The sequence below is a fragment of the Kribbella sp. NPDC058245 genome, assembly GCF_042882005.1.
GTDB lineage: Bacteria > Actinomycetota > Actinomycetes > Propionibacteriales > Kribbellaceae > Kribbella.
Window position 1 is genome coordinate 92,678 of the sequence record NZ_JBHVWY010000019.1, and the last position, 14,053, is coordinate 106,730.

Consider the following 14,053-nt stretch of genomic DNA (forward strand, 5'->3'; position numbering starts at 1 on the left):
CAAATGGCCCACCAGTGGCGAGGTGTGATCGAGGAATACCGCGACCGTTTGCCGGTCTCGACGGACACTCCGGTGGTCACGCTCGGCGAGGGCGGTACGCCGCTGGTGGCCGCGCAGTGGCTGAGCGAGCAGACCGCGTGTGAGGTCTGGCTGAAGGTCGAAGGGAACAACCCGACCGGCTCGTTCAAGGACCGCGGGATGACGGTCGCGATCTCGCTGGCCGCGCAGGCCGGCGACAAGGCGGTCGTCTGCGCGTCGACCGGCAACACCTCGGCCTCGGCCGCGGCGTACGCGGTCCGCGCGGGGATGCTGCCGCTCGTCCTGATCCCGGCCGGCCGGATCGCGAAGGGCAAGCTGGCCCAGGCCGTCGTGCACGGCGCCAAGCTGGTCTCGATCGATGGCAGCTTCGACGACTGCCTGCGGATCGTCCGCGAGCTCGGCAAGCACTACCCGGTCGCCCTGGTGAACTCGGTGAACCCGGTCCGCCTCGAGGGCCAGAAGACCGCGGCGTTCGAGGTCTGCGACGCGCTCGGCGACGCCCCGGACCTGCACCTGCTGCCGGTGGGCAATGCGGGCAACATCGCGGCCTACTGGAAGGGTTACCAGGAGTACGCGAAGGACAAGCTGGCCACGAAGAAGCCGCAGATGTGGGGCTTCCAGGCCGAGGGCGCGGCGCCGATCGTGCGCGGTGCGATCGTCGAGAAGCCGGACACCGTGGCCACCGCGATCCGGGTCGGGAACCCGGCGTCCTGGACGCTGGCCGAGGCGGCTCGCGACGAGTCCGGCGGCCGGATCGAGATGCTCACCGACGACCAGATCCTCAGGGCCCAGGGTGAGCTTGCGGCCAACGAGGGTGTCTTCGTGGAGCCCGCGTCGGCGGCTGGCGTGGCCGGTCTGCTGCACGCGAAGGCGCAGGGCTGGCTGCCCGGCGGCTCGACCGTCGTGATCACGGTGACCGGTCACGGTCTGAAGGACATCGACACCGCGCTCGACCACGCTCGCGTTAACGAGAGTCCGGTCACACCTGCAGACACCGACGCGGTCGCGCGCGTGGCCGGTCTGGTCTGAGATGGGCGAGAACGGTCGGCCGTGTGACCAGGTGCGCGTCCGCGTCCCCGCGACGAGCGCGAACCTCGGCCCCGGCTTCGACGCCTTCGGCCTCGCCCTGAGCCTGTACGACGAGTTGGTCGTCACCCCGGGCGGTTCCGGGGTGACCGTCCAGGTGACCGGGTGCGGCGCGGACGACGTACCGCTCGACGAGTCCCACCTGGTTGTCCGGTCGATCCGGGCCGGGCTCGAAGCCCTCGGCGTACCGGTTCCCGGGTTCACGCTGCGCTGCGAGAACCGGATTCCACACGGCCGCGGGCTGGGGTCGTCGTCCGCGGCGATCGTCGGCGGGCTGGCCGCGGCGTTCGGGCTGGCCGGTGAGCCGGTGGATCGGGAGCGGTTGCTCCGGTTGGCCAACGAGATCGAGGGCCATCCGGACAACGTGGCCGCGGCCGTGTACGGCGGATTCACCGTTGCCTGGCTCGATGGTTCCGTATCTGATCAATGCGGCGGACGGGCAGTTCGGCTGGACCCGGCGGACAGTCTTGGCGCGGTCGTCTACGTCCCGGCGAACCGCGTGCTGACGAAAGAAGCGCGCGGGTTGCTGCCGAGCGTCGTACCGCATGGTGATGCCGCGGCGAATGCCGGAAAGGCTGCCCTGCTGGTCGTTGCGTTGACGCAGCGACCTGAGTTGCTGCTGACCGCGACCGAGGACCGGCTGCATCAGGAGTTCCGGGAGCCGGCGATGCCGGAGAGCTTGGCGCTGGTGCACAAGCTGCGGGGGAGTGGGCTCGCGGCGACCATCAGCGGGGCCGGTCCGACGGTCATCGTCCTCGGCGGTACGGCGTGCCCACCGCCTCCGGACGGCTGGGAACGGCACGACCTGCGGATCGATCCAGTCGGCGTACAGGTCTGGTCGATGGAGGCCGGGTGAGGCTCGGAATAGCCGGGAACTGACACGCGTCGTATCCCCTGAGTCAGGCGTACGACCCCTCGGGGTGCTAGTCTCGACTCACCCGATCCCCTCCAGGTGATCGGTGAACTCTCGTCACGATCCGGGCTGTGCTCCCGGCACCCTGTGTTGTGTGGCGACCCCCCTGTGAACGTGATCTTGCGCCGCCTGCGCCGGGGATGTCCGGGGGGACTCAGATCTGAGCGAGAGTCTCTTGAACCCCACGTGCCACTTCGTTCGGCCGTGGGCGCTGAAACGGTCGATGGTGCTGTCGCACCTCGACGATCCGTGTGGGAAGGACCTCACGTGACAGAAACTGTTGAAGCCACCAGCTCCGACGCCGGTACGACGCGTCGGCGCAAGGCTGGTGGCGGCCTCGAAGGCATGCTGCTCCCCGAGCTCAAGCAGCTCGCCGGGACGCTCGGCATCAAGGGCACCGGCGCACTGCGCAAGGGCCAGCTGATCGAGGCGATCAAGGCCGCCCAGCCGGGCGGCTCCGCGGGTGGTTCCACCGGCGGATCCCGGGCGAAGGCTACCCAGCCGACCCTGGACGAGGCGACTGAGGCGCCTGCGGCGAAGGCCCCGGTGAAGCGTGAGGGCGGCAGCCGCCGGTCCCGCGCCGCCGCTGCGGCCACCGCCGAAGAGACTCCGGCGGTCGAGGCCCCCAAGACGGCAGCCCGCCAGCCGGTGCAGGAGGCGGCTCCGGTCGTCGAGAGCGCTCCGGCCGAGGCCCCCGCCGTACAGGCTGCCGCGCAGAACGGCGCCGAGCAGCCCGCCGACCGCGAGCAGAACCGCGACGGCCGGGATCGCAACCGCGACGGCCGGAACCGGGAGAACCGCGACGGCAACCGCGACGCGAACCAGGCTCGGGAGAGCCAGGCCCGCGACAATCAAGGCCGCGACAGCCAGGCCCGGGAGAACCAGACCCGGGACGGCAACCGCGAGAACGGCCGCGACAACCAGGGCCGCGATCGCAACAACGACCGCACCAGCCAGAACCGCGACGGCAACCGGGACAACCAGACCCGCGAGCAGAACCGTGATGCGGGCCGCGACAACCGGCAGCAGGACGCAGCCGGCGAGGAGGGCGACGGCCGTCGCCGCCGTCGCCGGGGCCGCGACCGGGACCGCAACCGCGAGGGCCAGCCGGTCACGTCCGGGCGCGACTCGAGCCGCGACACCGGTCGCGACTCGACCCGCAACCGTGGTCGTGGCGAGCGGTTCGACCCGGAGCCGACGATCAGCGAGGACGACGTGCTCGTCCCGGCGGCCGGCATCCTCGACGTGCTGGACAACTACGCCTTCGTCCGGACCAGCGGCTACCTGCCCGGCCCGAACGACGTGTACGTCGCCCTGTCGATGGTCAAGCGCTACGGCCTGCGCAAGGGTGACGCGATCACCGGTGCGGTGAAGCAGCCGCAGGAGGGTGAGCGCAAGGAGAAGTTCAACCCGCTGGTCCGGATCGACACCGTGAACGGGTCGGACCCGGAGATCGCCAAGCAGCGGCAGGACTTCAACAAGCTGACCCCGCTGTACGCGACCGAGCGGCTCCGCCTGGAGACCGAGCCGGGTGTGCTCACGACCCGGATCGTCGACATCGTCAGCCCGATCGGCAAGGGCCAGCGCGGCCTGATCGTCTCGCCGCCCAAGGCCGGTAAGACGATGGTGCTGCAGGCGCTGGCGAACGCGATCACCACGAACAACCCTGAGGTTCACCTCATGGTCGTGCTCGTCGACGAGCGGCCCGAAGAGGTCACCGACATGCAGCGCACGGTCAAGGGTGAGGTCATCGCCTCCACCTTCGACCGCCCGGCCGACGACCACACCACGGTCGCCGAGCTCGCCATCGAGCGCGCCAAGCGGCTGGTCGAGCTCGGCCACGACGTCGTCGTACTGCTCGACTCGATCACCCGGCTCGGCCGCGCGTACAACATCGCGGCCCCGGCCAGCGGCCGGATCCTGTCCGGTGGGGTCGACTCCTCGGCGCTCTACCCGCCGAAGCGGTTCTTCGGTGCGGCGCGCAACATCGAGGACGGAGGCTCGCTGACCATCCTCGCCACCGCGCTGATCGAGACCGGCTCGAAGATGGACGAGGTGATCTTCGAGGAGTTCAAGGGCACCGGCAACATGGAGCTCCGGCTGCGCCGCGAGTTCGCCGACCGGCGGATCTTCCCGGCCATCGACGTGGTCGCCTCCGGCACTCGCCGCGAGGAGCTGCTGATGAGCAAGGAAGAGACCCAGGTTGTCTGGAAGCTGCGCCGGGTGCTGTCCGCACTCGACGGCCAGGCCGCCCTGGAGCTGCTGATCGGCAAGCTCAAGGAGAGCAAGTCGAACATCGAGTTCCTGATGCAGGTCAACAAGACCACCCCGTCCACGGGGAGTACCCACAGCACCACCAACGGCGACTAGCAACTGGGCTCAGTGGCTGCTGTCCACCGACAGCAGCCACTGCCCCCTGCCACACCCTCGAGTGAACCCACCGTGCCGCCCGTCGCCGCGCGAGTGAACCCACTGGGCGGGGCGAGCGGCGAGTGTACGGAGTGTGTTGCTGGTAAGCGTTTGTCGGCGACGCGGTCGGCACACTCGGTGCCCGTACGGCGAGTGGCGCCACCGTGCTGGTGGTCGCCGCGCGAGTGAACCCACTGGGCGGGGCGAGCGGCGAGTGTACGGAGTGTGTTGCTGGTAAGCGTTTGTCGGCGACACGGTCGGCACACTCGGTGCCCGTACGGCGAGTGGCGCCACCGTGCGGGTGGTCATCCCGCGAGTGAACCCACCATGCGGGTGGTTCTCGCCGCGAGTGGACCCACTGGGGTGTGGACCTCGGCTTTGTGGTGAGTTGCTGCCGCTGGGTGGCAGTGGGTCTCCACAAAGGCGCACTTCCGCGGTTGCGACCGGGTCGAGAAGATCGCTGGGGGCGGTGATCCGGGCCGGTGGGATCGGGCGATTGGCCAGGGGGGAGGGGTGGATGGCAGAATTGCTTGTTGGTTCCGGTTCACGTTCACGCCGTGGACGACCCGGAGCACCTGATTCCTAGGAGACTGTCTTGAAGAGCGACATCCACCCGACGTACGTGGACACCACGGTGACCTGCACCTGTGGCGCATCGTTCACCACGCGCTCCACCGCCGAGAGCGGTTCGATCCGCGCCGACGTGTGCTCGCAGTGCCACCCGTTCTACACCGGCAAGCAGAAGATCCTCGACACCGGTGGTCGGGTCGCGCGCTTCGAGAAGCGCTACGCCAAGAAGTAGTTACCGAACCGCGCGTCGGCCTGCCCTCAGGGGCGGACCGGCGCGCGGTTTGTGTTGTCAGGAGTTTCCCGAGAGGAGGAGTGCGGCATGTTCGAGGCAGTTCAGACGCTCAAGGCGGAGTACGCCGAGCTGGAACGGCAGATGTCCGACCCGGAGCTGCACTCCGACCAGGCCAACGCCCGGCGGGTCGGGAAGCGGTACGCCGGCCTGGCCCCCGTCGTACGGACGTATGACGAGTGGTTGCAGACCGCGGACGACATCGAGGCGGCCAAGGAGCTCGCGGCCGAGGACCCGGCGTTCGCCGAGGAGGCCGTGAAACTGTCGGCCCGGCGGCACGAGCTGGCCGAGAAGCTGCAGATGCTGCTGGTGCCCCGCGATCCGAGTGACGACAAGGACGCGATCCTCGAGATCAAGGCCGGTGAGGGCGGCGACGAGTCGGCGCTGTTCGCCGGGGACCTGCTGAAGATGTACCTGAAGTACGCCGAGACGCAGAACTGGAAGACCGAGATCATCGACGCGGCCGACTCCGACCTCGGCGGGTACAAGTCGATCACGGTCGCCGTGAAGGCGAAGGGCACGCCCGAGCCGGGTGAGGCGCCGTACGCGAAGCTGAAGTTCGAAGGCGGCGTGCACCGTGTGCAGCGGGTGCCGGTGACCGAGTCGCAGGGCCGCATCCACACGTCTGCTGCCGGTGTCCTGGTGCTGCCGGAGGCCGAGGACGTCGACGTCGAGATCGACCAGAACGACCTGCGGATCGACGTGTTCCGCTCGTCCGGTCCCGGTGGGCAGAGCGTGAACACGACCGACTCCGCCGTCCGGATCACCCACCTGCCGACCGGCATCGTGGTCTCGATGCAGAACGAGAAGTCCCAGCTGCAGAACCGCGAGCAGGCGATGCGCGTACTGCGCTCCCGGCTGCTGGCCGCCGCGCAGGAGGCTGCCAACCAGGAGGCGTCCGACGCCCGCCGGCTGCAGATCCGGACCGTCGACCGCTCCGAGCGCGTCCGCACCTACAACTTCCCGGAGAACCGGTTCTCCGACCACCGGGTCGGCTACAAGGCGCACAACCTCGACCAGGTGCTGGGCGGCGACCTGGCGCCGGTCATCCAGGCGTTGACCGACGCAGACCTGACCGCACGCCTCGAGGCCGTCGACTCCAAGTGAAGGCTCTGATCGCCGAGGCCGCGGACCAGCTCCGCGCGGCCGGGGTCGCGTCGCCCGAGTACGACGCGGCCGAGCTGCTCGCCTTCGTCACGGGCTCCAGCCGGATGCACCTCCGAGAGCCTTCTGAGGCCGAGCGTCGTACGTATGCCGAGCTGGTGGCCCGCCGGGCCGCTCGCGAACCGCTACAGCACCTCACCGGTACGGCGGCCTTCCGCTACCGCGAGCTGGTCGTGGGCCCAGGCGTGTTCGTCCCGCGGCCCGAGACCGAGGTGATGGTCGGCTGGATCCTGGACCGGATCGCCGACGTGAAGTCCCCGCTGGTGGTCGACCTCTGTTCAGGCTCCGGCGCGATCGCCGGTGCCGTGGCAACCGAGCGCCCGGACGCCGTCGTACATGCCGTTGAGCTGTCGCCTGAGGCTTGCGTGTGGGCCCGCCGCAACCTGGCCGGTACCGGCGCCACGCTCCACGAGGGCGACATCGACGGCTGCCTGCCCGAGCTGGACGGACTGGTGGACGCGGTCATCAGCAACCCGCCGTACATCCCGCTGACAGCCTGGGAATCGGTCACCGCCGAGGTCCGAGACCACGACCCGGCGCTCGCCCTCTGGTCCGGCGACGACGGCCTCGACGAGATCAAGGTGGTCGCCGTGACCGCGGCCCGGCTCCTCAAGCCCGGTGGCTGGTTTGCCTGCGAGCACGCCGACGTCCAGGGCGAGTCCGCCCCCGCTGTGTTTGCCGCGACCGGAAACTTCACCGAGGTCCGCGACCAGAAAGACCTGGCCGGCCGCAACAGATTCGCAACCGGCCGCAGAATCTAAGCGACGTTGTCTAGAGGAGGGCGTTCGACCCGAACGCCGCTACCGCGAGTACCAGCAGGATCCCCGCGAGCACCAGCTCGGCGCGAGATCCCTTCACCATCCAGAAGGCCCGGATCCGGTCGACGGCGTCGTACAAACTACTGGTCATCACACACTGCCTTCTGAAATTGTGCCGTGCACTGGGCGGCGGGCGACTGTCTTGCACCCGGAAAGGCATGTAACCACCCCACCGCCCGGCTAAACCTTGTGATCACGGTCGAAAGTCTCGCTCTTGGCGGGATCCTGTCGCAGGATGGCGCGGGATCGTGTTCGGTTCGTCGCCCACTGCCGGTAGCCCGCCGGCAGTCGGACCGGGCGTGAGTGAGGAGCGAACGACAGATGTCTGTCCTGTCGAAACTGGGGGTTGTGGCCGCGACGGTCGCGTTGGCGATCAGTGCGCCGCTGTTGGCCCCGGCGCAGGCTGCGCCACCAAGTCCGAAGCCGAAGACTGAGGCTGAGTTGTGTGCGGGGATGCAGCGGTTGGTGCTGGCTGGCACCGACCAGTGCACGCGCGGGCCTGAGGTGCTGCCTGACGCCGATCTGAGTGAGAAGGCGCAGCCGCTGCCGAAGGCGGTTGCTGACGCGACTATGGCTGCCAATGCGATCGTCTGTGACGGTAATGGCGTTGCAGGCAAGCGGGTGCAGGTTCTGTACGCGCGGGAGTCGCAGCAGGCGAGCCGGTTGCAGCTGTTCCTGCCGTCGTTCCGTGCGTGGTCCCACGAGATCGACGCGGCCTACAACGACAGTGCGTTCCAGACTGGCGCTAGCCGGCACGTGCGGTTCGTCACCGACGCGGTGTCGGGCGGCTGCCAGATCAACGTGAAGGAGGCCGTCGTACCGACCGGTGGGCTCGAGACCTGGGACTCGATGGTCACTGCCCTGCAGAACCTCGGCTACAAGGACAGCACCCGCAAGTACCTGGTGTACGCGGACGCACAGAAGGTGTGCGGCGTCGGGACCCTGTACGGCGACGACCGGCCGGGCCTGGACAACGCGAACAACAACAACACCGGCTACGCCCGCGTGGACGCGTCAGCGAACTGCTGGGGCTTCAACGCGGCTGCGCACGAGCTCGGCCACAACCTGGGCGCCGTACAGTCGTCTGCCCCGCACTACAACGGGCACTGCAACGACGAGTACGACCTGATGTGTTACGGCTCGGACACCCGCGTGGTGTGTGCCGACAAGGACAACGACCGGCTGCTGGACTGCAACAAGGACGACTACTTCAACACCAACCCGCCGGCCGGCAGCTACCTCGCCACACACTGGAACCTCGCCAGCAGCGACTGGCTGATCAAGAGCGCCACTCCGGACCCGCGGCCCGGCCCACGCCACGGACAGGCCTACGAGTTCGTCAGTCCGTCCAGTGGCGAGGCGATCGACATCGTGAACGGCTCGGTCGACAACCTGGCCTACCTGAGCCACCGGCCGCGCAGTGGAGCGACCAGCCAGCAGTGGCGGTTCCTCTACGAGACCGGCTGGCAGCTGCAGAACGTCAACAGCGGCAAGTGCGCGGACAGTGCCTTCAGCGGTACGACGCCGGGCACGAAGGTGCTGCAGTACTCGTGCAACGGCCAGGACGGCATGCGCTGGACACTGCACCCACTCGGTGGTGACGTCTACGGCATCATCAACACGCTGACCGGTCTGGCCATGACAGACGCGGGGCCGCACCCAGCCGCGCTTGAGCAGCAGCCGTTCACCGGTGCGGCCACGCAGCAGTTCCAGCTGCGGCCGGTCAACCTGCCCAACGGCACGTACCACATCCGTAGTGAGCTGGGTAAGGATCTGGACGTCATCAACTGCACCGGCAACGACATCCGGATGTGGGACCGCGTGGCTGGCAGTCCCTGCCAGCGCTGGCAGGTCACGGCAGTCAACGGCAACATCGCCAAGATCGTCGACAGCAACACCGGCAACGCGGTCGAGGTCAGTGGCTGTGTGACCACGGATGCCACGCCTGTGCAGCTTGCACCCAGCTCCGCCAACACCTGTCAGCAGTGGCGGATCAGTGCGCTCTCCAACGGCGCCTGGCAGGTCCTGGGCGTCGGCAGTGGCAAGTCACTCGACGTTGCGGGCTGCAGCCCGGCAGCAGGCGCCGACGTGATCATCTGGCCGTTCCACGGCGGCGCCTGCCAGCGCTGGTACTTCGACCCGGCCTAACTGTTCGCAGCGACGTACGCGTCGATCTCTGCCGTCAGAGTGTCCTTCACCGAGTCCTCGGCGAAGGACACCTGTACGGCGGTCTTGGCGAGCTCGCCGACCCCTGCGCTGTCCAAACCGAGCAGGTCCGCCGCGACGGCGTACTCGTTGGTGAGGGTGGTGCCGAACATCGGCGGGTCGTCGGAGTTGATCGTGACGACCAGTCCGGCCTCGACCATCGCCTTGATCGGGTGCACGTCGTACGACGCGACCGCCTGCGTGGCGAGGTTGGAGGTCGGGCTCACCTCGAGCGGGATCCGGTGCTCACCCAGGTAGTCGACCAGAGCCGGGTCCTGGGTGGCCGACGTACCGTGGCCGATCCGCTCGGCCCGCAGTACCCGCAGGGCGTCCCAGATCGTCTCCGGGCCGGTCGTCTCGCCGGCGTGCGGCAGGCTGTGCAGCCCGGCGGCGATGGCCTGGTCGAAGTACGGCTTGAACTGCGGCCGCGGTACGCCGATCTCCGGGCCACCGAGGCCGAAGCCGATCAGCCCGTCCGGACGGACCTTGGTCGCGATCCGCAGGGTCTCCTCGGCCGCCGGCAGCCCTGATTCACCGGGGATGTCGAAGATCCAGCGCAGGGTGACGCCGAGCTCCTTCTCCGCCGCGGTCCGGGCGTCCTCGATCGCCTCGCAGAACGCCTCGGCGGCCATGCCGCGCTTCACCGACGAGTACGGCGTGACGGTGAGCTCGGAGTACCGGATGTTCTGGCCGGCCATCTCGCGGGCGATCTCGTAGGTCAGCAGCCGGACGTCCTCGGGCGTCGTGATCAGGTCCACGACGGACAGGTAGATCTCGATGAAGTGCGCGAAGTCGGTGAAGCGGAAGTAGTCGACCAGCGCGGCCGCGTCGGCCGGGACCGGCGACGAGGGATGCCGGGCAGCGAGCTCGGCGACGATCCGCGGCGAGGCGGAGCCGACGTGATGGACATGCAGTTCGGCCTTCGGCAGCCCTTCGAGGAACTCACGCGTCACAGTCATGCCGGGGATCCTAGGGAGTTTTGGCCCGGGCTCGCTGGAAAATTAACATTTGGCTGTCAGGTTTGCCTGCGATGTGGGCCGGTTTAGGCGGACAGGTGGGTGAGTGGCACGATTCGGTGCGTGAGTGAGCGCTTCGATTTCACGGGTGACGAACTGGCCCCGGCGTACCGCGCGGCCGTGGATGCCATCGAGGCCGGCGACCTGGTCGTCCTGCCGACCGACACCGTCTACGGCCTGGCCGCGGACGCCTTCAAGTCCGACGCGGTCCAGCGCCTGCTGGACGCCAAGGGTCGCGGCCGCGACATGCCGCCGCCGGTGCTGATCTCGGTGGTCGAGTCGCTGGACGCGCTCGCCACCGACGTCCCCGACGCCGGCCGCAAACTGTGCGAGAAGTTCTGGCCCGGCCCGCTGACCGTGATCTGCCACGCGCAGGGCTCGCTGATGTGGGACCTGGGGGAGACCCAGGGCACCGTCGCGCTCCGCGTCCCGGACCACGAGAACACCCGCGAGCTGCTGTCGCGCACCGGCCCGCTGGCGGTCAGCTCCGCCAACAAGAGCGGCCAGCCGGCGGCTCTCGACGTGTACGACGCCGAGGAGCAGCTGGCCGACTCGGTCGCGGTGTATCTGGATGGCGGTGAAGTGAGCGGCGGCCAGCCCTCCACCATCGTCGACATCACCACCGAGGTCCCGCGCGTAGTCCGCCTGGGCGCCCTCTCCCTGGCCCAACTCCGCGAAGTAGTCCCCGAAATCACTGCCGATGACGCCCCGGCCGAGGTGGTCCCGGACGAGAAGCCCGAGGACGACAAGCCGGCCGAGGCAGCCACGGACGAGAAGCCCGAGGACGACAAGCCGGCCGAGGCAGCCACGGACGAGAAGCCGGCTGACGAGACTCCGGCGGTCGACACACCCGTCGTACCGGCTGTGGACGAGAAGCCGGCGGACGACGCGCCCGTCGTACCGGCTGTAGACGAGAAGCCAACCGAAACCGCGGCCGAGGCGTCAAAGCAGGACGAGAAGCCTGTTAACCCTGATGTGAGGCCTGCGGACTAGTGCGCGAGTACCTGCTGGTCCTGTTCGTGGCGATGGCCACGACCTTCCTGCTGACCGGCGTGGCCCGGAAGATCGCGCTGCGGTACGGCGCGGTGGCCAAGGTCCGGGCCCGTGACGTCCACAAGGTCCCGATCCCGTACTTCGGCGGCGTCTCCATCCTCGGCGGCCTGATCGCCGCCTTCGCGGTCGCCTCCAGCCTTCCGTTCCTCGGCGACAGCCTGCAGGTGGCGCACGACGGCCGCGCGATCCTGATCGGCGGCGCGGTCATCTGCGCCGTCGGCGTGATCGACGACCTGTACGAACTCGACGCGATCACCAAACTCGCCGGCGAGGTCCTCGCCGTCGGCGTGATGGTTGTCCAAGGCATCCAGTTGTACTGGCTCCCGCTCCCCGGCGGCGTCGTCTCCCCGTCGGCCGCCCTGCTCGCCGTACTGACCGCAGGCATCCTGCTCGTCTCTTGCAACGCGGTGAACTTCGTCGACGGCCTCGACGGCCTGGCCGCGGGCGTCACCGCGATCGGCGCGCTCGCGTTCTTCACCTACTCCTACTTGCTGAACGTCGAGCAGGACCTCGACCGCGCCACCACCTCGACCCTCATCACGGTCGCCCTGGCCGGTGCCTGCCTCGGCTTCCTGCCGCACAACTTCTTCCCCGCAAGGGTTTTCATGGGCGACTCCGGCGCCCTCCTGATCGGTTTGATGCTGGCGGCATCGACCATCAGCCTTACCGGCCAGATGGACCCGTACGCCGTCCCCTACGAGGTCGGCGGCTCCAGCCTCCTCCCGGCGCTCCTCCCACTGGTCCTGCCGATCGCGGTCCTGGCGATACCCGCCCTCGACCTCACGATGGCCTACATCCGCCGTACCAAAGCCGGCCGCTCACCCTTCGCCGCCGACAAGCTCCACCTCCACCACCGCCTCATGCAACGTGGTCACTCGCACCGCCGGGCCGTCCTCCTGATGTACCTCTGGACCACCCTGATCGCCTTCGGCGTAGTAGTCCTCGGCCTCGTCCTCACCTGGTGGACCGCCCTGATCGTCCTCACCATCGCCGTCATCGCCGTCGTCCTCACCACCGGCCTCCCGCGCCGCCGCGCCGCCAAGCCCCTAGCCAAGGTCTAACCCCCCAGCACGAACGACTGCAGGTGGTCGCCCACCTGCGACACCATGTGCCGGGCCTAGGCGTGTTCGGGACCTAGGCGACTGACTACGTGCAGTCCTTCGTGCAGTGCGGGGGGACTGTCGTGGTGAGGCCGGTCGGCGGGTTGCGCGCGGGGAGCCGGTGTGGTCGCTGGCACGAAGGACTGCAGGTGGTGGCGTACGCACGGCAGGTTGTGCCGGACGGAGGCGTGCGAGGTACCCACTCAGCCGACTACGTGCAGTCCTTCGTGTTGCGCGGGGAGGGGGCTTGGCTGGGGGAGTACCTGCGGTCGTTGATGCATCGCGACCTCATGTAGTCGGCGGGTTGCAGGTTGTGGCAATCGCAGGCGTTGTACGGGTTTGTACCTGTCTGATTCATGCGTTCGCTTGACATGGTCGTGCCGTTCCCTCCAACGGAAAGGTGAGACTCATGAAGCGAGTACTGGTACGGGCGATCGCGGCGGCGACACTCGGTGCGGCGGCGGTCGGAGGCGTGTCGGTGGCAGCCTTCGGTACGACGGATTCGGCGCAGGCGTGTGGATTCTCGGTGACTCCGCCGGACTCCAACTCACTCGAGGTCTGGGTGAGCGGTTCCCGGCGCGGGTGCACCGACACGGTGCGGACGACCCTCGAACTCAGAAAGAGCGGTGTCCTCGATCGTCCCGTGGCAACGGCGACCAAGACCGGCGTTAATTTCGATCTGACCGCGCGCGGCCGCTGTGCACAAGCCGGCCATGGTGAGTACTACGGCGTCCTGAAGACCGACGCCCGGACAATTCAAGGACCGAAGCAGATCGAATGCTGACCTGACAGCAATTCAATACTGCATCAGTTGCACGTTCCTGCAATGCCCGATGCCCGTTGCACATTGTGGCAATTGTGCGCTTTGTATGGGTTTGTACCTGTCCGGTTCATGCGTTTTCTTGAAACGCTCCTTTCGTTCCCATCCAAACGAAAGGTGAGTTTCATGAACCGAGTACTGGTACGGGCCATCGCGGCGACAGCCATCGGCGCGGCGGCAGTCGGAGGCGTATCGGTGGCGGCGTACGCGGCCACGGATTCCGTGCAGGCGTGTGCGAAGTACGTCGCGCCCCCGGATTCCACGGTGAACGGCTATGTCTGGGTGAGCGGCAGTCGGCGCGGATGCACCGACACCCGCAAGCTGACCGTCGAGCTCTACCGCAGCTACTGGGGTGTCGACGGCGTCTGGGCGAGCAAGAGCGGCACCGGGGTCAACTTCGAGGTAACGGCAAAGACCACGTGCTCCGAAGCCGGCGGACACCATGAGTTCTACGGTAAGGCGTTTACGTCCGGTGGCGGCGGCACGACGCAGGGAGCCAAGAACAACGAGTGCTGATGCGCGCGCTGTTCTGAATGACACCGTACGGCGTCCGGGAGTTGTCCCCTGTCCA

13 protein-coding genes are annotated in these 14,053 nt (G+C 68.2%); 11 read left to right on the top strand and 2 right to left on the bottom strand.

Annotation, left to right across the window (positions count from 1 at the left end; translation table 11 throughout):
* The first annotated feature begins 3 nt into the window (after positions 1-3).
* From thrC to prmC, 6 genes are all read left to right on the top strand, one after another.
* The gene (thrC, locus tag ACFVWG_RS35085; RefSeq protein WP_391547778.1) at positions 4-1,068 is read left to right on the top strand and encodes a threonine synthase; all 1,065 of its coding nucleotides are present in this window, start codon (positions 4-6) and stop codon (positions 1,066-1,068) included.
* Between the two features lies 1 nt (position 1,069).
* The gene (gene thrB / locus ACFVWG_RS35090) at positions 1,070-1,981 is read left to right on the top strand and encodes a homoserine kinase (protein WP_391547779.1); all 912 of its coding nucleotides are present in this window, start codon (positions 1,070-1,072) and stop codon (positions 1,979-1,981) included.
* A 324-nt stretch (positions 1,982-2,305) separates the two neighbouring features.
* Positions 2,306-4,408, top strand: coding sequence for a transcription termination factor Rho (rho, locus tag ACFVWG_RS35095; protein WP_391547780.1), 2,103 nt, complete (start codon positions 2,306-2,308; stop codon positions 4,406-4,408).
* Between the two features lie 634 nt (positions 4,409-5,042).
* Complete coding sequence (rpmE, locus tag ACFVWG_RS35100; protein WP_391547781.1) at positions 5,043-5,249, top strand: 50S ribosomal protein L31; 207 nt, start codon at positions 5,043-5,045, stop codon at positions 5,247-5,249.
* Between the two features lie 87 nt (positions 5,250-5,336).
* Positions 5,337-6,413 carry a peptide chain release factor 1 gene (gene prfA, locus ACFVWG_RS35105; protein ID WP_391547782.1) on the top strand — a complete coding sequence of 359 codons (1,077 nt, stop codon included), beginning with the start codon at positions 5,337-5,339 and terminating at the stop codon, positions 6,411-6,413.
* Positions 6,410-7,231 (top strand): peptide chain release factor N(5)-glutamine methyltransferase, encoded by an 822-nt coding sequence (gene prmC, locus ACFVWG_RS35110; RefSeq protein WP_391547783.1) that lies wholly within the window; start codon positions 6,410-6,412, stop codon positions 7,229-7,231. Before prfA ends, prmC begins: the two co-directional genes overlap by 4 nt.
* A gap of 10 nt (positions 7,232-7,241) precedes the next feature.
* On the opposite strand, the gene ACFVWG_RS35115 is transcribed toward prmC, so the two are convergent.
* On the bottom strand, positions 7,242-7,379 hold the full coding sequence (locus tag ACFVWG_RS35115; RefSeq protein WP_391547784.1) for a hypothetical protein: 138 nt from the start codon (positions 7,377-7,379) through the stop codon (positions 7,242-7,244).
* 230 nt (positions 7,380-7,609) lie between these two features.
* On the opposite strand from ACFVWG_RS35115, the gene ACFVWG_RS35120 reads away from it, so the two are divergent.
* Positions 7,610-9,436, top strand: coding sequence for an RICIN domain-containing protein (locus tag ACFVWG_RS35120; protein ID WP_391547785.1), 1,827 nt, complete (start codon positions 7,610-7,612; stop codon positions 9,434-9,436).
* Here the strand turns inward: ACFVWG_RS35120 and ACFVWG_RS35125 are convergent.
* Positions 9,433-10,452, bottom strand: a complete 1,020-nt coding sequence (locus tag ACFVWG_RS35125) for an adenosine deaminase (protein WP_391547786.1) — start codon at positions 10,450-10,452, stop codon at positions 9,433-9,435. The two genes, ACFVWG_RS35120 and ACFVWG_RS35125, sit on opposite strands and share 4 nt — an antisense overlap.
* A 120-nt stretch (positions 10,453-10,572) precedes the next feature.
* On the opposite strand from ACFVWG_RS35125, the gene ACFVWG_RS35130 reads away from it, so the two are divergent.
* From ACFVWG_RS35130 to ACFVWG_RS35145, 4 genes are all read left to right on the top strand, one after another.
* Positions 10,573-11,502 carry an L-threonylcarbamoyladenylate synthase gene (locus ACFVWG_RS35130; RefSeq protein WP_391547787.1) on the top strand — a complete coding sequence of 310 codons (930 nt, stop codon included), beginning with the start codon at positions 10,573-10,575 and terminating at the stop codon, positions 11,500-11,502.
* Positions 11,502-12,623, top strand: coding sequence for a glycosyltransferase family 4 protein (locus tag ACFVWG_RS35135; RefSeq protein ID WP_391547788.1), 1,122 nt, complete (start codon positions 11,502-11,504; stop codon positions 12,621-12,623). The genes ACFVWG_RS35130 and ACFVWG_RS35135 overlap by 1 nt, the downstream gene beginning before the upstream one ends.
* Before the next feature lie 448 nt (positions 12,624-13,071).
* Positions 13,072-13,446, top strand: a complete 375-nt coding sequence (locus tag ACFVWG_RS35140; RefSeq protein WP_391547789.1) for a hypothetical protein — start codon at positions 13,072-13,074, stop codon at positions 13,444-13,446.
* A 162-nt stretch (positions 13,447-13,608) separates the two neighbouring features.
* The gene (locus ACFVWG_RS35145; RefSeq protein WP_391547790.1) at positions 13,609-13,998 is read left to right on the top strand and encodes a hypothetical protein; all 390 of its coding nucleotides are present in this window, start codon (positions 13,609-13,611) and stop codon (positions 13,996-13,998) included.
* Positions 13,999-14,053 lie beyond the last annotated feature (55 nt).